This is a genomic window from Yersinia sp. SCPM-O-B-9106 (C-191), from assembly GCF_026183365.1.
GTDB classification, from domain to species: Bacteria; Pseudomonadota; Gammaproteobacteria; order Enterobacterales; family Enterobacteriaceae; genus Yersinia; species Yersinia rochesterensis.
Genome location: NZ_CP110791.1, coordinates 1,363,464 through 1,384,067 on the forward strand (window position 1 = coordinate 1,363,464; position 20,604 = coordinate 1,384,067).

Consider the following 20,604-nt stretch of genomic DNA (forward strand, 5'->3'; position numbering starts at 1 on the left):
TGCCTTCGCTAGTCTGCTTCAACTCCCGGAGGCAGAGGAGTTGCGTCCGGCAATTCAGTGTTGTTATCGCCCAACAATATATGGTCGAGAATTTGGCGAGTAATTGTCCCCACCGCAGGCCCGGCACCGCCATTTTCTAAGATCATGGCGACAGAGACCGTCGGGTTTTCGTAGGGGGCATAGGCGACCATTAATTTATGGTCACGCAAATGCTCGGCCACTTTATGAGCATTGTAGGTTTCGTAACTGTAAACCTGCGCCGTACCGGATTTTACCGCAGCCTTATACGGCGTACCTTCAAAGAATTTACGGCCGGTTCCGTTAGGGCGATTGGCTACACCATACATGCCATCTTTGGCGATTTCCCAGTAACCGGAATGGATATCACCAATTTGGGTGGTATCTTCTTGTTTATAAGGCACTAAAACGCCATCAATACGGGTGCTTTGCAACAAATGCGGTGTTTTAACCGCACCATCATTAATCAGGGTCGTCAATGCTTTTGCCATCTGGATCGGGGTGGCAGTCCAATATCCCTGACCGATGCCCACGGGGATAGTATCCCCTTGATACCATGGCTTTTTATGGCGTTTTTGTTTCCATTCGCGAGTCGGCATCAGGCCAGCTCGTTCTTCGGATAAGTCGATACCGGTATATTCACCATAACCGAATTTGGTCATCCAGGAGGATAAGCGGTCAATCCCCATGTCATAAGCAACCTGATAGAAGAAGGTGTCGGCCGACTCTTCCAGCGCTTTGGTGACATTCAACCGGCCATGGCCCCATTTCTTCCAGTCGCGAAAACGTTTTTCTGAACCGGGGAGTTGCCACCAGCCGGGGTCAAACAGACTGGTGTTTTTGGTGATAACACCGGCACTGAGAGCCGAAACAGCAATATAGGGTTTTACCGTCGAAGCGGGCGGGTAAACACCTTGAGTGGCACGGTTTATCAGTGGGCGATTCGGGTCGTTCAATAGCCCCTGATAATCTTTATTGGAGATGCCATCGACAAACAGGTTAGGGTCATAGCTGGGGTTGGATACCAAGGCTAAAATTCCACCGGTTCGCGGGTCGGTAACAACAACAGCCGCGCGGCTGCCACTCAACAATTGCTCAATATAGGTTTGCAGATGCAAATCAATCGTCAGATAAATATCTTTACCGGCCTGTGGTGGCTGCTCATGCAGTTGACGAATGACCCGGCCACGGTTATTCACTTCAACTTCTTCATAACCGGTTTTTCCGTGCAGCACAGACTCATAATAGCGTTCAATACCTAGCTTACCGATATCGTGCGTTGCTGCATAGTTAGCGAGAATTCCGTCTTTATCCAGACGTTCGACGTCTTTATCATTAATCTTGGAAACATAGCCAATGACATGTGTCAGTGCTGAACCATAAGGGTAGAAGCGGCGCTGATAGCCTTTGACTTCAATGCCGGGGAAGCGGAATTGATTAACGGCGAAGCGAGCGACTTGTACTTCGGAGAGTGGTGTTTTGACCGCAATTGAAGTAAATCGGCGTGAGCGCTTACGCTCTTTTTCAAAATTGGCGATATCCTCATCCGTCAGATCCACTACGGGGCGCAGTGCATTGAGGGTGGCGGGGAGGTCTTCAATTTTTTCCGGCATCAGCTCTAACTGATAAATTGTCCGGTTCATCGCCAGCGGGGTGCCGTTACGGTCAAATATCATGCCACGGCTTGGGGCGATGGGAACCAGCTTAATGCGGTTTTCATTGGAACGAGTGCGATAGTCTTCAAAACGGACTATCTGCAAATTGTATAGGTTTGCGACCAATATTCCGCTAAGCAGCAGGATACCGAGAAAGGCCACCAGGGCACGACGGACAAACAAGGCTGATTCAGCCGAATAGTCGCGAAAAGGATTAAGTTCTTTTTTCATCCTGCTACTGGCTTCACTCTATTCAGGGTTATCATTTCACTCAGATTCATCGCCCACCTATTCCCGGTGATAAGGGTGATTGGTCGTAATACTCCAGGCGCGATAGAGGCTCTCGGCAACTAAAACACGGACTAAAGGATGAGGTAGCGTCAGCGGAGAGAGCGACCAGCTCTGCTCGGCGGCGGCTTTACAGGCTGGGGCTAACCCCTCCGGCCCGCCAATCAGCAAACTGACATCTCGGCCATCTTGCTTCCAGCGCTCTAATTGTTGAGCCAATTGTGGGGTTTCCCAGGGGGTCCCTGGGATATCCAGCGTGACAATACGGTTGTTTTTCCCAACCGCCGCCAGCATTAGCTCGCCTTCTTTTTCCAAAATGCGTTTGATATCCGCATTTTTACCCCGTTTACCTGCGGGTATCTCTACCAGCTCGAAGGGCATATCTTTGGGAAAGCGGCGCAGGTAATCGATAAAACCTGTCTGCACCCAGTCTGGCATTTTTGTACCGACGGCTACCAGTTGCAGTTTCACCGCTTAGCTCCAGAGTTTTTCCAGTTCGTAAATACGGCGACTTTCTTCTTGCATCACATGCACAATGACTTCGCCTAAGTCGACGACGACCCAGTCAGAGACACCCTGACCTTCGATACCAAAAGGTATCATGCCAGCCGCGCGCGATTCCTGAACCAGGTTATCTGCCAGTGCCATAACATGGCGAGTGGACGTCCCGGTACAAATAATCATGAAATCAGTGATGCTGGACTTACCCTGAACATCCAGAGTGATAATGTCTTGGCCTTTTAAATCATCGAGCTTGTCGATAACAAATTCTTGGAGCGCTTTACCTTGCAAAGGTTCCCCCTCGGGTGATTTCTGTCTATACCCTTCGTACTTGAAGTAGCAGGGGTGTTAGCTACACTTTCTCACCCGAGTCACTTACTCATGTAAGCTCTTCGGGATTCGTGCGCTGGCTGCCTACCTGCAACGTCAAGTTCTTTGGGTATATAACGTTCTTAAGTATTGTTTGCAGGAGATCCCGCGAACAGTTACCGGTATGAACAGTTAGAATGTAACGTTTTTTCAGCGAATACCTGAAATTTAGCGGCGGAGTATAACATGGGTAAATGCATCGCGATATAAACCCTCAGCCACGAACCGCCTTCATACTTGAAGCCGCAGGAGTGTTCGCTACGTTCACTCACCTGAATCACTTACCTGAGTAAGCTCATCGGGGCTAATGAGCCTCATCCTTGAGGCTCACCCTACGGGCTAGCATAAATGCTGTTCAAATCGGTTCAGACCGATTTGTCATTCTCTTGCTGCCTACCTGCAACTTCAATTTTTTTGGCGATACAAACCTTGTAACTCAATATATCTCTGTACTGCACGAGGCAGTAAGTCATCGCAACTTTCGCCATTATGACGCCGATGGCGAATATCGGTAGCAGAAATGTTCAATAAAGGTGTGTCTGCCAGATAGATTGCCCCATGGGGCCGCAGGCTTAACGCCTCTGGTTCAAAGACACGATGGGCATCAAGCCATTGCTGTAATTCAGGTGTTTCCAGTGTTTGCGAGTAGCCAGGCCGAGCGCAAACCAACAAGTGACACACATCTAGCAATGATTGCCAGCGATGCCATTTATGCAGCGACAGTAATGAGTCTTGCCCAATAATAAACGCTAAAGGCCGTGTAGCACCACGTTCTTTACGCAGTGCTTCCAGTGTATCAATGGTGAATGACGGGCTATCGCGTAATAACTCGCGTGAATCAACGCTGAACAAAGGATTGTCGGCCACTGCCAGCTCGACCATTTTTAGCCGCTGTTGTGCATTGGCTTCAGGTTGTGGACGATGCGGAGGGACATGATTAGGCAACAAAATAATGTGTTGTAAACCGACTTGTTGAGCCAATGCTTCAACTGGCTTTAAATGACCATAATGAATGGGGTCAAAAGTCCCACCGAACAGGGCATACAGCGTGCGAGTCGGGGATTTATTCGGCATCAAAAAAACTCTCAGGTAAATTTTTTCCACACATCAGCATAGATAGTGTTTCTAACTCCGGCCAGACTGACTGACCATAGTCCTGTTTCAGACGGACTTCTATCTGTGCTAATAAATGCACAGCTTGTTGCAGTTGTTGCATGGAAAGGCGCTGTAGTGCTTGAGTCATCATCGGACGGCGATTTTGCCACACTTTGAATTGGTCAAATAAGGTTCTCAGTGGCACTTGCTCCATTCGGCGCTTTAGCGTTAACAACTGTAATAATTCGCGCTGAAGTGTGCGCAGTAAGATAACTGGCTCACTGTCTTCCTGCTGCAATTGTTGCAGAATATGCCAGGCGCGTTTGCTTTTCCCTGCCAGTAAGGCATCAAGCCAGTGATACGGGGTGAAATGTGCGGCGTCGTTGACGGCTTGCTCTACTTTGGGCAGTGTTAGTTTGCCGTCAGGGTAAAGCAAGGAGAGCCGCTCCAATGCTTGTGATAACGCCAGCAAGTTACCTTCATAGCAGTAGCAAAGCAGTTGAACGGCGGCATCATCTACCTCTAGATTCAGACTCTTAGCGCGAATACTTACCCAGCGTGGAAGCTGCGCTTGTTCTGGTGTTTGGCAACTGACAAAAACACCATTCTGGCTGAGGGCCTTAAACCAAGCGCTGTTTTCTTGCGCCTTAGTCAGCTTGTTTGCCCGCAATATCAGCAAGATATCAGGGTGAAGCAAGCCAGATAATTTAACTAACTGTTCATTCATTGGCGCGGTCAATCCGCTGTCCGGGAAACTCAATAGAAGAGTTTGGCGGCTGGCAAATAAACTCAGTGCCTGACAAAGACTAAAAATATTGTCCCATTCAGTGTGAGCATCCAGCGCGAAACTGAAATGCTCGGTGAAATCATGGGATATTGCTACACGGCGAATATGGTCTTGGCTTTCCTGTAACAATAAGGGTTCGTTACCACATAACAGATAACAAGCACGCAGCCCCTCATGGAGCTGCGCGACAAGTTGTTCAGGATAGACTCGGATCATTGGGCCGGGGTACTGACAGCAGGTTTGCCAATATTGATTTCTTCGACAACAGCCGTTTTAGCGGCACCAGGAGCAGTATTACCTTTCGTTAGTGCATCGCCATTTTCCCGTGCATTTTTCACTTCAGCAGCATGCACAACCAAAAGCTTACGCACTAACTGTTGAGCCGCCTGATCACGCATTTCCTGACGTAAAACATCGGCTTCCGCCGCTTTCGCCAGTGCTGTTAGCGGGTTATCGAAGAAAGTACGGAAGACATTGACCTGTATTGGGTAAATATCATGACCTGGAATCAGAACTTGCGCCTGTACATGCAAGACTAACTGATACTCCGCCGTCACACCGTTACGGAAGACTGACACTGTATTCTGACTCTGGGATGAGCCAATAATCCGTAGTATCGGTAGGTCCTTACGCATCGGGTCATCAACAATAGTGACGTTACTTAAACGCAATTGTTGGCGTATCGCACGAGTTAACGGGCCATAAGGATCGCTACTTTCCAGCAACAGTTTTTGTAGCTCAGGTGGCACCTGAGTGGTGCCTCGCAAATTAAAGCCACAGCCAGCGGTGACTAGCACCGCCAACCCCAGCAACAGCGTCAGAATACGATGTCGCACAACTCCTCCTTGTCTTAACCTACAACCAGGTTAAGCAGTTTGCCTGGGACATAGATGACTTTACGCACGGTAACGCCATCCAGGTATTTAGCCACCAAGTGCTCTTGACCAGCGCGCTCACGGACTTGCTGCTCAGTGGCATCGGCAGGCACAGTAATTCGGCCCCGCACTTTGCCATTAACCTGTATGACCACTAATTTAGAGTCTTCGACCATTGCTTGTTCATCTGCAATTGGCCATGGTGCGATATCAATATCACCTTCGCCACCCAGAGCTTGCCACAAGCTGAAGCAAACGTGAGGGGTGAATGGATATAGCATACGCACCACTGCCAGCAATGCTTCTTGCAACAGAGCGCGGTCTTGCTCAGTTTCCTGAGGTGCGCGGCCCAGCTTGTTCATCAACTCCATCACCGCAGCAATGGCGGTATTGAACGTTTGACGGCGGCCCACGTCATCAGTGACTTTGGCAATTGTTTTGTGCAACTCACGACGTAAAGATTTTTGTTCTTCCGTCAGGCTGGCGATATCCAGTGCGGCTACCGCCCCTTTAGTGGTGTGGTCAAACACCAAGCGCCAGACGCGTTTCAGGAAGCGGTTAGCGCCTTCTACACCAGATTCCTGCCACTCCAGCGTCATTTCTGCTGGTGAAGCAAACATCATAAACAGGCGCACGGTGTCGGCACCGTATTTTTCTACCATGATTTGTGGGTCGATACCGTTATTTTTCGATTTCGACATTTTGCTCATACCGGCATAAACCAGTTCATGGCCTTCGGCATCCGCTGCTTTAACAATGCGGCCTTTGTCATCACGCTCAACAATGGCATCAGCCGGAGAAACCCAAATGCGCTCACCGCTAGTGCCGGTGTAGTAGAAGGCATCCGCCAGCACCATACCCTGACACAACAGGCGCTTGGCGGGTTCATCTGAATTCACCAGACCGGCATCACGCAGCAGTTTGTGGAAGAAGCGGAAATACATCAGGTGCATGATGGCATGCTCAATCCCGCCGATGTATTGATCGACTGGCAGCCAGTAGTTAGCCGCCGCCGGATCCAGCATCCCTTCATCATATTGTGGGCAGGTGTAGCGCGCGTAATACCAGGAAGATTCCATAAAGGTATCGAAAGTATCGGTTTCACGCAGGCCAGGCATACCATTGACGGTGGTTTTAGCCCACTCAGGATCGGCCTTTATCGGGCTGGTAATACCATCCATGACGACATCTTCCGGCAGGATGACCGGCAGTTGATCTTCAGGTGTTGGCACTACAGTGCCGTCTTCCAGTGTTACCATCGGGATAGGCGCGCCCCAATAGCGTTGACGGGAAACACCCCAATCACGCAGACGGTAATTGACTTTGCGCTGACCGACACCCAGTGCGACCAGTTTGTCGGCGATAGCATTGAAACCATCTTCGTAATTCAGACCATCAAACTCACCCGAGTTAAACAGGGTGCCTTTTTCGGTCATCGCTTCCTGACTCAAGTCTGGCTCACTGCCGTCAGCCGCCAAAATGACCGGCTTGATTGGCAGGTTATATTTGGTCGCAAATTCCCAGTCACGAGCATCGTGGCCTGGAACCGCCATGACTGCACCGGTGCCGTAATCCATCAAGACAAAGTTAGCCGCCCAGATAGGCAGTTTTTCACCCGTCAGTGGATGGATGGCATACAGGCCGGTTGCCATGCCTTTTTTCTCCATCGTGGCCATTTCAGCTTCGGCAACTTTGGTGTTACGGCATTCAGCAACAAAATCAGCCAGTGCCGGGTTGGTGGCCGCGGCTTGCAATGACAATGGATGGCCCGCAGCAACCGCCAGGTAGGTCACACCCATAAAGGTGTCTGGGCGAGTGGTGTAGACGGAGAATTTCTCTTCGCTGTCGGCGACATCGAAAACGATATCAACCCCTTCAGAGCGGCCAATCCAGTTACGTTGCATGGTCTTAACTTGTTCTGGCCAGCTTTCCAGCGTGTCCAGGTCATTAAGCAATTGGTCAGCGTAATCGGTGATTTTAATAAACCACTGTGGAATTTCTTTGCGTTCAACTTTGGTATCACAGCGCCAGCAGCAGCCGTCGATCACTTGCTCGTTAGCCAACACAGTTAAGTCGTGTGGACACCAGTTAACCGCCGAGGTCTTTTTGTAGACCATGCCTTTTTCATACAACTTGGTGAAGAACCACTGTTCCCAACGGTAATAATCAGGTTTACAGGTGGCAATCTCGCGATCCCAGTCATAACCGAAGCCCAGTAATTTTAACTGGTTCTTCATATATTCGATGTTGTCGTAAGTCCAAGGGGCAGGTGCGGTGTTGTTTTTGACCGCCGCGCCTTCAGCTGGCAGGCCAAATGCATCCCAACCGATAGGCTGTAACACGTTTTTGCCCAGCATGCGCTGGTAACGGGAGATAACATCACCAATGGTGTAGTTACGAACGTGCCCCATATGTAGGCGCCCTGACGGATACGGCAGCATGGATAGGCAGTAATATTTTTCTTTGCTGGTATCTTCAGTGACTTTAAAAGTTTGCTTCTCTTGCCAGTGAAGCTGTACTTGCGTTTCGATATCTTCTGGGCGGTATTGCTCTTGCATGGCGGCCGGTGGTCCTATAGTGAAAAACAGCTACGCCTGTAGCATCATCTGTTTCATATCATAAAGAGAGATCCGCATAGCATAGCTGATAAGCGGCAGCGGCAACAACACTCTGCATCCTACAGGAGGCATTTTCTGCGCAGTGAATGGCAGAAATCATCAAAGTGACGCGAGAACAACCTGATGATGACGTGACTTCAGTCATTTACGACTAAAATTATTAACGTTAGCTTTAATATCAGAGTAAGTACCCGCAGATAACAGGAGCGAAGTAAGCAAAACAGGCACTTTATCCCTATTTCTTTGTCACAACTTTTGCTTTATCACAATTTGCTTTATCACAACCGTGGATCGAGGAGACTGTATGAACAAGGTAGCTCAATATTATCGTGAGTTGGTGGCATCACTGACTGAACGCTTGAAAAATGGTGAACGTGATATCGACAAGCTGGTGGACAGCGCTGAGCAGCGGCTAGATGCGTTAGAAGACTTAACTCGCAGTGAAGTCGAGCAAATTATTCAGGCGGTGCGGCGAGATCTGGAGGAATTTGCTCGTAGCTATGAAGAGAGTAAGGATGAATTTACTGATAGCGTATTTATGCGAGTTATTAAAGAAAGTTTATGGCAGGAGCTGGCTGATATCACCGACAAAACACAGTTGGAGTGGCGTGAGGTGTTCAAAGATGTCAGCCACCATGGGGTTTATCACAGTGGCGAGGTGGTCGGGCTGGGGAACCTGGTCTGTGAAAAATGCCATTATCACCTGGCTTTCTATACCCCAGAAGTGTTGCCGCTTTGCCCTAAATGTGGTCATGACCAATTTAATCGCCGGCCTTTCCAGCCCTAAAGCTGATTTAGGCTAAAAGAGACACTCCGCGCTGGCGGAGTGTCAAAAGCTTATTTGCCGTAGCGAGCAATACGTTCGACCAGTAAATCAATAAATCCTTTTCGATCAATGCCCATCAGAACTTCTGCATTAGGTTTATTGTCAGTGAGTTGGTAATAATCAACCACTGTCATCCCTTGGGTATATTCACCACGGGTTTCGATACCGACCCAACGTTCAATACTGGTGAATAATTCCGGTGCCAATAACCAGGCGATGGTGCAAGGATCATGCAATGGCGCACCTTGAAAACCCCAGCGCTCTTGTCGGTGATACAACATAAAGAAATCCAATAAGTCCGCAACTACCTCGGCGATTGGATTATTCAACTGACGAATTCTGTCAATGTCCTCATCCATCACTTGTGCTTGATGAGTGACATCCAACCCCGCCATGGTAATGGGGATGTCCGATTTAAAGACACGATCAGCTGCTTCGGGGTCAACAAAAATGTTAAATTCAGCCGCAGGCGTCCAGTTTCCTAACATCACCGCCCCGCCCATGATAACGATGCGGTCTATTTTGGCCGCCAGAGCACCATGGCCAGCCAGTAACAAAGCGACGTTAGTCAGCGGGCCGGTTGCCACCAAGGTCACGGGGTGAGGGCTGTCACGCAATATTCTCGCCATTAGTTCCACGGCATTCTCAGCTTGTGGCGCGAAGCCCGGATCAGGTAGCGATGGGCCATCTAAACCACTTTCACCGTGAACATTGTTAGCAATAATCAGTTCGCGCAGTAGCGGCTTCAATGCCCCCCCAGCCACCGGAATATCCTGGCGCTCAAGTAATGTTAAAATCCGCAGCGCATTGCGCAAAGTCTTATCAGGGGTTTGGTTGCCAGCACAGGTGGTCACGGCTTGTACATTCAGTTCGGGGGAGGTCAGAGCCAAAATCAGCGCAATAGCATCGTCATGGCCGGGATCGCAATCAATGATAATAGAGCGGGACATCACTTTTCCTCTTTTAGTGGCAGCATTCTTTGGAGGATGCGCACAATAAAATGGATAAGCAATCTCGGCGGGTGTAAAAAGAGAACCAGAGCAAATTTCCTCCCCCACCGGCGCAGGGGAGGAGGGCGGTTAATGCAGGATTTTCGCCAGGAAGTCTTTGGCACGGTCAGATTTAGGATTGTTAAAGAAATCATCTTTGTTACTGTCTTCGACGATTTTCCCTTCATCCATGAAAATAACCCGGTTAGCGACTTTACGGGCGAAGCCCATTTCGTGGGTCACTACCATCATGGTCATGCCCTCTAGCGCCAGTTTGACCATCACATCCAGCACCTCGTTGATCATTTCTGGGTCAAGGGCTGAAGTCGGTTCGTCAAACAACATGGCGATAGGGTCCATACACAGTGCGCGGGCAATCGCCACACGCTGTTGCTGGCCACCAGATAACTGAGAGGGGAATTTATCTGCGTGGGTGGTAAGACCGACACGCTCTAACAATTTTAGTCCTTTTTCCCGCGCTTCTGTTTTATCGCGTTTGAGCACTTTGACTTGTGCCAGTGTCAGGTTTTCAATGATAGACAAGTGTGGGAACAGTTCAAAATGCTGGAACACCATGCCGACTTTGGAGCGTAATTGCGCCAAGTTGGTGCCCTTATCATTCACAGCAATACCATTTACTGTAATGTTTCCTTTTTGAATTGGTTCCAGCCCATTAACAGTTTTGATTAAGGTCGATTTACCTGAGCCAGAAGGGCCGCAGACCACCACGACCTCGCCTTTTTTTACTTCGGTGGTGCAGTCAGCCAGCACCTGAAAGTGGCCGTACCACTTAGAAACATTTTTCAGGGAAATCATCAAACAGTCCTTTTCTTCAAATAGTTAACCAGCATCGACGCGGAAAAACTGATAACGAAATACACCAAACCGGCAAACAGCACCATTTCGACCTGAGTCCCGTCCCGCTCGCCAATAGTGGTCGCGGTGCGGAAGAAATCCGCCAGACTAAGGACATATACCAGCGATGTATCCTGAAATAATACAATCCCTTGGGTTAACAGCAATGGCACCATGGCGCGGAAAGCCTGGGGCAGAATAACCAGTCTCATTGACTGACCTTGGGTCATGCCCAACGCCAGAGCTGCAGAGGATTGCCCACGAGAGATGCTTTGGATCCCGGCACGGATAATTTCTGAGTAATAAGCCGCTTCAAATAATGAAAAGGCTACCATGGCAGAGATTAAGCGAATATCAGTTTTTGGTGATAAGCCCAGCACATTTTGTAATAAGCTCGGAACCACCAGATAAAACCACAGCAGCACCATCACCAAAGGAATAGAGCGGAACACGTTGACATAGGCGGTGGCAAACCAACGGATGGCTTTAATCGGCGACAGCCGCATCACGGCCAGAATCGTGCCCCAGATAATCCCAAAGACAATGGCGATAAGGGTTATTTTGGCGGTAACGGCCAAACCTTGCAGCAGATATGGTAGGCTGGGGGCGATGGAACTCCAATCAAATTCGTACATTATTTACTCCCCAGATTGCCGGGCAACTGCACTTTCTTTTCAACTAATCGCATCAACAACATGATGATAGCGTTGATCAATACATAACCAAGGGTGATGGCAGTAAACGACTCATAGGCGTGAGCTGAGTAATCCAGCAATTTCCCTGCTTGTGCCGCCATATCCACCAGCCCGATTGTTGATGCAATCGCTGAGTTTTTAACCAAATTGAGCATTTCTGAGGTCATCGGGGGAATAATGACCCGATAGGCATTGGGCAATAAAACATAGCGGTAAGTTTGCGGCAGAGTTAACCCCATCGCCAAACCCGCCGCTTTTTGACCTCGAGGCAGTGATTGAATCCCGGCACGTACCTGTTCACAAACACGAGCGGCGGTAAATAAACCCAGACACATCATTGATGAAAGGAAGAACTGGATATTCGGATCTAACTCACTTTTGAACCACATGCCAAGATTGGCCGGTAAAAGCTCAGGGACCACCAGATACCAGGTAAAGAATTGCACAATAAGCGGCACATTACGGAACAGCTCGACGTAAGTGGCCCCTATGGTAGACAGAATGCGGTTGGGAACTGTTCTTAAAATCCCAAATAATGAACCTACGAAGAAAGCGATAACCCAAGCGCACAATGATAATGCGACAGTGACCTGAAAGCCGGACCAAATCCAGCCGAAATAGGTGGTATTACCGAAAGGGGCAGGTTGCAAGAAAATGCCCCAGTTCCAGTCTATTGACATAACAAACTCCCTTAAAAGGATGGATAAGCCACCCTGATGACTGATGATCCAATGCGTTGCGGCTTCCCGAGGGTTAACAAAAAAATGCGGAGTGGGGAACGGCCACCCCGCATTCATTTCCTGTATCCCATCGGTTCATCATCAATCTGTAGGGTAGGCATCGCCCACCCTGATTATTATTGTTAGTTCAATGCTTTATCGTTAGGGGCTTTGAACAGCACCTTCATTTCATCAGACAGTGAGAAATGAAGGTTAAGATTTTTAGGTGGAATTGGGTTTTTGAACCAGCGATCAAAGGACTTTTCAGCCACACCAGAGGTTTGTGCGGTGGCAATGGTTTCATCCAGCAGAGCTTTAAAGGCTGGGTCGTTTTTACGCAACATACAGCCGTAAGCTTCCTGAGATTGCGGAGTACCGACGATGTCCCATTGATCCGGTTTCTTGGCTTTTGCTCGCTCGCCAGCCAACAAAGCATCATCCATCATAAAGGCCACTGCGCGACCACTTTCCAAGGTACGGAAAGAGTCACCGTGGTCTTTGGCGCTGATGATGCGCATATTCATGTTGTCTTTTTCATTCAATTTATTGAGCAAGACTTCAGAGGTGGTGCCCGATGTCACGACCACAGGTTTTCCAGCTAACTCTTTGAAATCTTTGATTTCAGAACCTTTTTTGGTCAGTAAACGGGTACCGACAACAAAAATGGTGTTAGAAAATGCGGCTTGTTGCTGACGCTCGAGGTTATTCGTGGTGGAACCACACTCGAAATCAAAGGTTCCATTTTGCAGTAACGGAATGCGGTTCTGCGAAGTAATGGGGATGAGTTTCACTTGCAGGTCGGGTGCATTAAGTTTTTTCTTGATCGCATCGACGATCAAGTTGGAATAATCTTGTGAATAACCAACCACTTTCTGTTGATTATCATAATAAGAGAATGGAACGGAAGACTCACGGTGGCCGACCACGATAACGCCGTTATCTTTGATCTTCTTCAGTGTGTCAGCAGAAGCATCTGCCTTTACTGCTTCTTCTGCTTGGGCTACACCACTTGCCATCCCAGCTAACAGTAGCGCTAACGCCAATTTACGCATATGCATGGTCCAACTCCTCTAATGTTGTTTTTTACTTAATATTTTCTAACTCGATGTTGTGATACTTAAAATGTAGTCATGTTAAAAACAAGAAATATCCAAAAATCGTCTTATTTTTTGGTGCTTGCATAACCAAAGATATTTGTTGGTCAACCCGCTATTTTCATTGTTACTTGTATCAGATTATCTTTAAAAAATAGCAAATTGTTATGCAAATGATGAATAAATGTTTGTTTTTTGGGACGCAAATCGCACCAAATAGAGGCAGTAAAACAGTGCCGCACTATTAGGGTGCGTGATGCGCCCCATAAATGTGCGGGCGAATAACTGCTATTTCTTCATTCGAAACTGACCTTCGCCGATTCACTGAGGGAATCCCCTTTGATGGCTGAATACAAGCTAGATATGAGGAAATAACTAACACTATTTGATTAGAAACGATGCAAGGTCTGTGCCAGTCGAGGGAAAGTCGTGCGGATAAATAGCCCTGTTTATCAGGGCTAAGAAAAATTATCTGGGGGAGATGAGTTAATTAACCTGTAGCCAATCATGAAATACTATCAATTAGCTTAAGTATTGCCTCATTTTAACAGCAGGTTAGCTTAATTGATGACTAACTTAATTGATGATTATTGATAGCCAAATGAGCTTTAAAAACTTCCAGCGCTGTTGGAACGTTTTCTTTCTCTACATGTTTCTCTGGGTTCCACAAGTCAGCAAAGGTGATTGCGCGGCCACAGTGGATAAATACTTCATCGACTTCAATCACTAACACGCTGCGAGCGGGGTGGCCGTTTTGGCTAAAACGCTCACACAGTTGTGGGTCGATGGATATTTTTGCCCGGCCATTCACCCGGAAACCTTCAGTCCAACCGGGGATCAAGAACAAGATGCCGATAAATGGGTTATGCAGCAAATTACGAATACCATCCAGGCGGTTATTGCCCGCCCTGTCTGGCAACATCAGTGTTTTGCTATCCTGCACATGAATAAAACCCGCATCCCCGCCTTTGGGCGAACAGTCTATTCCATTAGCGCCCAGAGTCCCCAACACCGCGAAAGGTGCGGCGGCAATCAGCTTTTTGGCATAATCATCAATGTGATCTATTTGTTTTTTCAACACGTTCTGATTGGGCGAGGCGTAATGCTCACTTAATTGTGCTTCAGTCGTGAGGATATATTCAGGTTTCAATGACATAAGGCGCTCAGGTTACTTTGGTTTATTTTTGTCAGGGCGACAGCGGACAGCACGATATAACGTCAATGCCGCCAGTACCAAGGTGATAATCCACATTGGCCACGAGCCAAAGCGGGCATAAGGGGTCATGCCGATCGTTGGCGTGACTTTAACTTCCAGGACTTGCTGGGTGAACTGTGGAATTTGTGCCAAGACTTCACCGCTTGGGCCAACTGCCGCCGTAATACCATTATTGGTACTGCGCAACAGAGGGCGACCTAATTCGAGGGCGCGCATGCGTGCCATTTGGAAATGCTGCCATGGCCCGATAGAGTGACCAAACCATGCATCATTAGAGACCGTTAGCAAGAAGTTGGTATCCGGCCTGAAGTTATCTCGAACCTGTTGGCCCAAGACGATTTCATAACAAATAGCGGCAGTCAGGTTAAACCCGGCCACATTTAACTGTGGCTGCACATAATCGCCGCGGCTGAATGTCGACATAGGTAAATCAAACAGCGGTGCCAGTGGGCGCAGCAGGGACTCAAGCGGCACAAACTCACCAAAGGGTACCAAGTGGTGTTTGCTATAGCGATTACGGGTCGGATATTGGTAGGGTTCTTTATCGCCTAACACAATGATACTGTTGAAGAAGTGGTAACCATTACCCTCCGGCCGGCGCTGTGCATCTACAATCCCGGTGATCAAGCTGCTGTGATTGGCCCGCATTAGGTCATCAACCATCGTCAGGAAGCCGGTTTGATCAGTTTCAATATCAGGAATGGCAGATTCTGGCCAGATGATAATGGGAGCTTTACCCATAAATGGGCGGGTCTCATCCAGATAGACTTGCAGGGTCGAGAGCAGGACTTTAGGGTCCCACTTCATTGACTGAGCAATATTACCTTGCACCATCGCCACATTAACCGCGCGTTCAGGTTCCGGTGTGAACCAATGTAATTGGCGCAGCGGCCACGGCAGTAATAACATGGCTACTGCAATAATTGCCGCAGTTATCCGGCGTTGATAACAGGCGTAAACCAGTAATCCGCTGATCGACATCAGCATGAAAGTGATGCCATCGACGCCAAGAATGGGGGCAATACCGCGTAGTGGGCCATTGATTTGGCTATAACCAAATTGTAGCCATGGGAAGCCAGTTAATACCCAACCGCGCAAGAATTCAGTCAACTGCCACACCACGGGGGCCGCAATCGCCAGTCTCCACCAAGTCGCCTTCGGGCATATGCGGGCTAATACACCGGCAAACAGCATGGTATAGAGCGAAAGATACGCCGCCAGCAATACCACCAGGAAGATATTGATGGCCGTCGGCATGCCGCCAAATTCAGAGATACTGACATAAACCCAGTTAACGCCAGTGCCAAACAGCCCCATACCCCAACAAAAGCCGATAAAAGCGGCTTGTTTGGTGCTGCGATTCAATGTCAGGCTGAGTAAACCAAACAGTGAAACAATGGCTGCGGGCCAACTATCAAATGGTGAATAGGCCAGCGTACCGCAGGCGCCAAAAAATAGCGCCAGTAGGGCGCGAACCCACTGGCGTTGAAGGAGTGAAGCGATAGGCATCGAGGATTTATTCTTCCAGTTTTGGTTGCGGAGCATCATCCGGGATTTTCACATGAACCTGAATAATACGTCGGCTATCTGCCATGGCAACTTTAAATAAGTAACCTTCAATTTCAATGGTTTCACCGCGGGCAGGTAAATGACCAAACGCCTGCATCACCAAACCACCAATAGTGTCCACTTCATCGTCGCTGAAATGGGTGTTGAAGACTTCATTGAAATCTTCAATGGGTGTCAGCGCACGAATCGTGTATGTGTGCCGACTGAGTTGACGAACATCTCTATCTTCTTCATCGTCATACTCATCTTCTATTTCGCCAACGATCAGCTCAAGAATATCTTCAATGGTCACCAGGCCTGAAACGCCACCAAACTCATCAATGACAATAGCCATATGATAGCGTTGGGAGCGGAACTCTTTCAGCATCCGATCGACACGCTTACTTTCCGGCACTACAACCGCCGTCCGTAAGACTTTATCAATACTGAATGGCTCGGAATCTGTGCGCATAAACGGCAGCAAATCCTTGGCCATTAGGATACCTTCGATGTGATCTTTATCTTCACTGATCACCGGAAAGCGGGAGTGAGCAGATTCAATAATCACATCCAGACACTCATCCAGCGTTTGATTACGCTTTAGTGTGACCATCTGAGAGCGGGGGATCATGATGTCCCGTACGCGCTGTTCGGCGATATCCATCACCCCTTCCAGCATGTCGCGGGTATCGGGATCGATCAAATCGTTTTGCTCAGAATCACGGATAAGCTCTACCAGATCACCACGGTTTTTGGGTTCGCCGTGGAATAACTGGTTAAGGATGAGAGTAAAGAACCCTTTCTTGGGACTGGGGCTATCATTGTTTTGTGAGTGGTCGTCGCTCATGGCGTTTTAGTTAAGTTTACCCATGTAAGATTATATTTTATCGGCAGTGGTAAACACACACTGCCGACAGCTTTACCCCAATTAACGGGGTGGTATACACCCTGTATAACGGGGTTACTCGGGGTCTTTCTCTGAAATATACGGGTCTGGGTAGCCCAAACTTTGCATTATTTCAGTCTCAATCGACTCCATTTCTTCTGCTTCATCGTCAACGATGTGGTCATACCCTAGCAGATGGAGACTGCCGTGAACAACCATATGCGCCCAATGAGCCAGTAGTGCTTTCTCTTGCTCAACTGCTTCTTGTTCAACTACCTGACGGCAAATGATTAAATCACCGAGTAATGGCAGTTCAATCTCAGGTGGGGCCTCAAAGGGAAAAGACAAGACATTGGTCGATTTATCTTTACCGCGATAGGTCAGATTCAGCTCATGGCTTTCTGCTTCATCAACCACACGGATAGTGACTTCGGAGACTTCCTGAAATTGCGGCAATACAGCTTCCAACCAATGTTGAAAATCGGCTTCGGTCGGTAAACCCTGGCTATCGGCACAGGCAATTTGTAAATCGAGAATAACTTGGCTCACGGAGCCTCCTGCTCAGACGGGGTATGGGTTTCCCGCTTACGTTGTTCGGCAATCACATCTTTACGTTTTTGTTCTGCGGCTTCCCAAGCTTCATAGGCAATGACGACGCGAGCGACAACTGGGTGGCGCACCACATCTTCGCTATGGAAGAAATTAAAGCTCAATTCCTCTACCTCTGATAACACTTCAATGGCATGGCTTAAGCCGGATTTCTGGTGGCGTGGCAAATCAGTTTGCGTAACATCACCAGTAATCACCGCTTTGGAGTTGAAGCCCATGCGGGTCAGGAACATTTTCATCTGTTCAACTGTCGTGTTTTGGCTTTCATCCAGAATGATAAACGCGTCATTCAGTGTGCGGCCGCGCATATACGCCAGCGGAGCCACTTCAATTACATTGCGCTCAATCAGTTTTTCAACGCGCTCAAAGCCCAGCATTTCAAACAGAGCATCATAGAGCGGGCGTAGATAAGGGTCGACTTTTTGGCTGAGATCACCGGGTAAGAAACCCAGCTTTTCACCGGCTTCAACCGCTGGGCGCGTCAGCAAAATACGCCGTACATTTTGGCGCTCCAAAGCATCGACAGCTGCAGCAACAGCCAGGTAGGTTTTACCGGTACCGGCAGGGCCAATCCCGAAAGTAATATCATGGTCGAGAATATTGGCGATGTATTGTGCCTGATTTGGTGTGCGAGGCTTAACCATCCCGCGTTTGGTGCGGATGGTCACGGCTTTCCCGTAATCCGGCACACTATCAGCGGTTTGCTCTAACACCCGGCTTTCCTTCACCGCGAGGTGGATATCTTCTGGTGTGATATCTGGGATAACACCACGAATCGGAGCGGTATCGACATACAGATGGCGCAGGATATCTGCCGCTGCAACAACGCAGATATTCTTACCGACTAATTTGAAACGGTTATCACGACGATTAATTTCAATACCTAACCGGCGTTCCAACTGCTTGATATTGTCATCAAAAGGGCCGCACAAACTCAGCAGGCGCTGATTATCGGCGGGTTCCAGCAAGATTTCTTGTGTCACTACGTGCAAACTGTTTCTCTGAGTCACTGCGTTCCTCTGGGTCACTTAGGGCCGGTTTATTTGAAACTTGGCTGTAACTCCCATTGCTGGGGGATATCATTCACAAAAATTGGTTGTGTGATATCACGGCTATACGTCAATCATACATGTCATTTGTGAATTATTCATGGTGCACGGTACTGACGCAAGTTTACTTATGAATCCGTGCCTTCGACCCCTATTGAAATAGCGGCTCATGAATGGCGCAACTTAAAAAATCCGAATCTGCGCAGCGCGCCGCTAAAATAAAATAGGCACTGACAATGCAGTGCCTGCTGGTGCGGGCTGGCTCGAAAAATCGAAATCAGGGCTGATAAAGGCCGACACCTATCTCATTTTCTTTGCGGGTTCGGGCAATGACTGATTGCGGTGACTCATGAGTCCGCAGATCCATTTGGTCCTCAGTACACACCAACATGCCGCGGAGTGAACTGGCATAAACATCAACAATTTCAACATCAACGAATTTGCCGATCATCTCAGGAGTGCCTTCAAAGTTGACCACCCGGTTATTTTCGGTGCGGCCTGCCAATTCCATGAGGTTTTTACGGGATGTGCCTTCCACCAAAATGCGCTGCACGGTGCCCACCATCTCGCGGCTAATTTCCATTGCTTGCTGAATAATGCGCTCTTGTAGGATGTGTAATCGCTGTTTTTTCTCCTCGTCAGAAACATCATCCGGGAGTTCTGCCGCAGGTGTGCCGGGGCGTGAGGAGTAAATAAAGCTGTAACTGGTGTCAAAACGAATATCCGCGACCAGCTTCATGGTTTGCTCAAAATCTTGCTGAGTTTCACCGGGGAAACCAATGATAAAATCAGAGCTAATCTGGATATCAGGACGCGCCTGACGCAATTTGCGGATAATCGCTTTGTATTCCAGTGCGGTATGCGCCCGTTTCATCATGGTCAAAATGCGGTCAGAGCCACTTTGTACCGGTAGATGCAGGAAACTCACCAGCTCGGGCGTATCTCGATAAACATCAATGATATCATCAGTAAATTCAATCGGATGGCTGGTGGTGAAACGCACTCTATCAATACCATCAATAGCGGCAACTAGCCGCAATAGCTCGGCAAAACTACAGATATCGCCGTCATAAGTGGCGCCACGATAAGCATTTACATTCTGCCCGAGTAGATTCACTTCCCGTACGCCTTGAGCTGCTAACTGTGCGATTTCAAACAAGATATCGTCACTTGGTCGGCTGACTTCTTCACCTCGGGTGTAAGGTACAACACAGAATGTGCAGTATTTATTGCAACCTTCCATGATGGAGACAAAGGCCGTAGGGCCATCAGCGCGCGGCTCCGGCAAACGGTCAAATTTTTCAATTTCTGGAAAACTGATATCCACCACTGGGCTATGAGTACCTTTTACGTGGTTAATCATTTCCGGCAAGCGGTGCAGAGTTTGTGGCCCAAAAATCACATCAACACAAGGGGCGCGCTGGCGCAGATGCTCACCTTCTTGTGATGCGACACAACCGCCCACACCGATAATGAGTTCCGGATTTTTTTCTTTTAGCAGTTTCCAGTGGCCTAGCAAGCTAAACACTTTTTCTTGGGCTTTTTCGCGAATGGAGCAAGTGTTGAGCAGCAATAAATCCGCTTCTTCCGGGATATCTGTCAACTGGTAACCATGGGTACTGGCCAGTAAATCAGCCATTTTAGATGAATCATATTCGTTCATCTGGCAGCCCCAAGTTTTGATGTGTAGTTTTTTTGTCATTGTCTATCTACCGCCAAGAATTCATCTTAAAAGTCACATCGCGTTCGGCGCAGTGCTCTGGGCTGTGTGCCGTCATAGAATAGTGGGTAGCACAAAGGCTCCATGATTATGGGGCTATTGTAGTCATTTGCAGTTGCGATGACCACCGCATAACGGCTTACTTATTCTGTGGAGTGATGAAAAATCCGGTACACTGCATGCAGACAAAAT

Annotated in this window: 19 protein-coding genes; 1 reads left to right on the forward strand and 18 read right to left on the reverse strand. The window is 48.4% G+C overall.

Annotated elements, in window-relative coordinates; genetic code table 11:
- Positions 1-8: 8 nt before the first annotated feature.
- The 7 genes from mrdA to leuS all read right to left on the reverse strand — a co-directional run bounded on the left by mrdA (position 9) and on the right by leuS (position 8,146).
- Positions 9-1,904, reverse strand: a complete 1,896-nt coding sequence (mrdA, locus tag OP863_RS06255; protein WP_050291452.1) for a peptidoglycan DD-transpeptidase MrdA — start codon at positions 1,902-1,904, stop codon at positions 9-11.
- 57 nt (positions 1,905-1,961) lie between these two features.
- Entirely contained in the window at positions 1,962-2,432 is a 471-nt protein-coding gene (gene rlmH / locus OP863_RS06260) for a 23S rRNA (pseudouridine(1915)-N(3))-methyltransferase RlmH (RefSeq protein ID WP_004390602.1), read from the reverse strand.
- 3 nt (positions 2,433-2,435) lie between these two features.
- Positions 2,436-2,753, reverse strand: coding sequence for a ribosome silencing factor (gene rsfS / locus OP863_RS06265; protein ID WP_004390601.1), 318 nt, complete (start codon positions 2,751-2,753; stop codon positions 2,436-2,438).
- A 483-nt stretch (positions 2,754-3,236) separates the two neighbouring features.
- On the reverse strand, positions 3,237-3,905 hold the full coding sequence (gene nadD / locus OP863_RS06270) for a nicotinate-nucleotide adenylyltransferase (protein ID WP_145591813.1): 669 nt from the start codon (positions 3,903-3,905) through the stop codon (positions 3,237-3,239).
- Entirely contained in the window at positions 3,895-4,929 is a 1,035-nt protein-coding gene (gene holA, locus OP863_RS06275; protein WP_145591814.1) for a DNA polymerase III subunit delta, read from the reverse strand. The genes nadD and holA overlap by 11 nt, the downstream gene beginning before the upstream one ends.
- On the reverse strand, positions 4,926-5,549 hold the full coding sequence (gene lptE / locus OP863_RS06280; RefSeq protein ID WP_145589765.1) for an LPS assembly lipoprotein LptE: 624 nt from the start codon (positions 5,547-5,549) through the stop codon (positions 4,926-4,928). The genes holA and lptE overlap by 4 nt, the downstream gene beginning before the upstream one ends.
- Before the next feature lie 14 nt (positions 5,550-5,563).
- Positions 5,564-8,146 carry a leucine--tRNA ligase gene (gene leuS, locus OP863_RS06285; RefSeq protein WP_145591815.1) on the reverse strand — a complete coding sequence of 861 codons (2,583 nt, stop codon included), beginning with the start codon at positions 8,144-8,146 and terminating at the stop codon, positions 5,564-5,566.
- Positions 8,147-8,510: 364 nt separating this feature from the next.
- On the opposite strand from leuS, the gene OP863_RS06290 reads away from it, so the two are divergent.
- Positions 8,511-8,993: a zinc ribbon-containing protein gene (locus tag OP863_RS06290; RefSeq protein WP_145589763.1), complete on the forward strand. Its 483-nt coding sequence runs from the start codon at positions 8,511-8,513 to the stop codon at positions 8,991-8,993.
- 50 nt (positions 8,994-9,043) lie between these two features.
- Here OP863_RS06290 and rihA read toward each other — a convergent pair whose 3' ends face one another.
- The 11 genes from rihA to miaB form a co-directional block, all read right to left on the reverse strand.
- Positions 9,044-9,982 (reverse strand): pyrimidine-specific ribonucleoside hydrolase RihA, encoded by a 939-nt coding sequence (rihA, locus tag OP863_RS06295; RefSeq protein WP_265525985.1) that lies wholly within the window; start codon positions 9,980-9,982, stop codon positions 9,044-9,046.
- Between the two features lie 129 nt (positions 9,983-10,111).
- A complete protein-coding gene (locus OP863_RS06300; RefSeq protein WP_004390594.1) occupies positions 10,112-10,837 on the reverse strand; it encodes an amino acid ABC transporter ATP-binding protein in 726 nt (241 codons plus the stop codon).
- Positions 10,837-11,511: a glutamate/aspartate ABC transporter permease GltK gene (gene gltK, locus OP863_RS06305; protein WP_032819850.1), complete on the reverse strand. Its 675-nt coding sequence runs from the start codon at positions 11,509-11,511 to the stop codon at positions 10,837-10,839. The genes OP863_RS06300 and gltK overlap by 1 nt, the downstream gene beginning before the upstream one ends.
- Positions 11,511-12,251 (reverse strand): amino acid ABC transporter permease, encoded by a 741-nt coding sequence (locus OP863_RS06310; protein WP_145589762.1) that lies wholly within the window; start codon positions 12,249-12,251, stop codon positions 11,511-11,513. Before OP863_RS06310 ends, gltK begins: the two co-directional genes overlap by 1 nt.
- Before the next feature lie 182 nt (positions 12,252-12,433).
- Positions 12,434-13,348 (reverse strand): amino acid ABC transporter substrate-binding protein, encoded by a 915-nt coding sequence (locus tag OP863_RS06315; RefSeq protein WP_265525986.1) that lies wholly within the window; start codon positions 13,346-13,348, stop codon positions 12,434-12,436.
- Between the two features lie 607 nt (positions 13,349-13,955).
- Positions 13,956-14,540 (reverse strand): MSMEG_1061 family FMN-dependent PPOX-type flavoprotein, encoded by a 585-nt coding sequence (locus OP863_RS06320; protein ID WP_038634765.1) that lies wholly within the window; start codon positions 14,538-14,540, stop codon positions 13,956-13,958.
- Between the two features lie 12 nt (positions 14,541-14,552).
- Positions 14,553-16,109, reverse strand: a complete 1,557-nt coding sequence (gene lnt / locus OP863_RS06325) for an apolipoprotein N-acyltransferase (RefSeq protein WP_145589791.1) — start codon at positions 16,107-16,109, stop codon at positions 14,553-14,555.
- A 7-nt stretch (positions 16,110-16,116) separates the two neighbouring features.
- Positions 16,117-16,995: a CNNM family magnesium/cobalt transport protein CorC gene (gene corC / locus OP863_RS06330; RefSeq protein WP_005158416.1), complete on the reverse strand. Its 879-nt coding sequence runs from the start codon at positions 16,993-16,995 to the stop codon at positions 16,117-16,119.
- Between the two features lie 114 nt (positions 16,996-17,109).
- Positions 17,110-17,583, reverse strand: coding sequence for an rRNA maturation RNase YbeY (gene ybeY / locus OP863_RS06335; protein ID WP_038634758.1), 474 nt, complete (start codon positions 17,581-17,583; stop codon positions 17,110-17,112).
- Entirely contained in the window at positions 17,580-18,653 is a 1,074-nt protein-coding gene (locus OP863_RS06340; RefSeq protein WP_265525987.1) for a PhoH family protein, read from the reverse strand. Before OP863_RS06340 ends, ybeY begins: the two co-directional genes overlap by 4 nt.
- A 316-nt stretch (positions 18,654-18,969) precedes the next feature.
- Positions 18,970-20,394, reverse strand: coding sequence for a tRNA (N6-isopentenyl adenosine(37)-C2)-methylthiotransferase MiaB (miaB, locus tag OP863_RS06345; protein ID WP_265525988.1), 1,425 nt, complete (start codon positions 20,392-20,394; stop codon positions 18,970-18,972).
- Positions 20,395-20,604: the final 210 nt, after the last annotated feature.

Bases quoted from the DNA above. Each gene is read 5' to 3' on its own strand.
- miaB (WP_265525988.1), bottom strand. From the start codon at position 20,394: ATGACAAAAAAACTACACATCAAAACTTGGGGCTGCCAGATGAACGAA.
- rihA (WP_265525985.1), bottom strand. From the start codon at position 9,982: ATGTCCCGCTCTATTATCATTGATTGCGATCCCGGCCATGACGATGCT.
- mrdA (WP_050291452.1), bottom strand. From the start codon at position 1,904: ATGAAAAAAGAACTTAATCCTTTTCGCGACTATTCGGCTGAATCAGCC.
- lnt (WP_145589791.1), bottom strand. From the start codon at position 16,109: ATGCCTATCGCTTCACTCCTTCAACGCCAGTGGGTTCGCGCCCTACTG.
- OP863_RS06320 (WP_038634765.1), bottom strand. From the start codon at position 14,540: ATGTCATTGAAACCTGAATATATCCTCACGACTGAAGCACAATTAAGT.
- OP863_RS06300 (WP_004390594.1), bottom strand. From the start codon at position 10,837: ATGATTTCCCTGAAAAATGTTTCTAAGTGGTACGGCCACTTTCAGGTG.
- corC (WP_005158416.1), bottom strand. From the start codon at position 16,995: ATGAGCGACGACCACTCACAAAACAATGATAGCCCCAGTCCCAAGAAA.
- holA (WP_145591814.1), bottom strand. From the start codon at position 4,929: ATGATCCGAGTCTATCCTGAACAACTTGTCGCGCAGCTCCATGAGGGG.
- OP863_RS06315 (WP_265525986.1), bottom strand. From the start codon at position 13,348: ATGCATATGCGTAAATTGGCGTTAGCGCTACTGTTAGCTGGGATGGCA.
- OP863_RS06290 (WP_145589763.1), top strand. From the start codon at position 8,511: ATGAACAAGGTAGCTCAATATTATCGTGAGTTGGTGGCATCACTGACT.
- nadD (WP_145591813.1), bottom strand. From the start codon at position 3,905: ATGCCGAATAAATCCCCGACTCGCACGCTGTATGCCCTGTTCGGTGGG.
- OP863_RS06310 (WP_145589762.1), bottom strand. From the start codon at position 12,251: ATGTCAATAGACTGGAACTGGGGCATTTTCTTGCAACCTGCCCCTTTC.
- gltK (WP_032819850.1), bottom strand. From the start codon at position 11,511: ATGTACGAATTTGATTGGAGTTCCATCGCCCCCAGCCTACCATATCTG.
- leuS (WP_145591815.1), bottom strand. From the start codon at position 8,146: ATGCAAGAGCAATACCGCCCAGAAGATATCGAAACGCAAGTACAGCTT.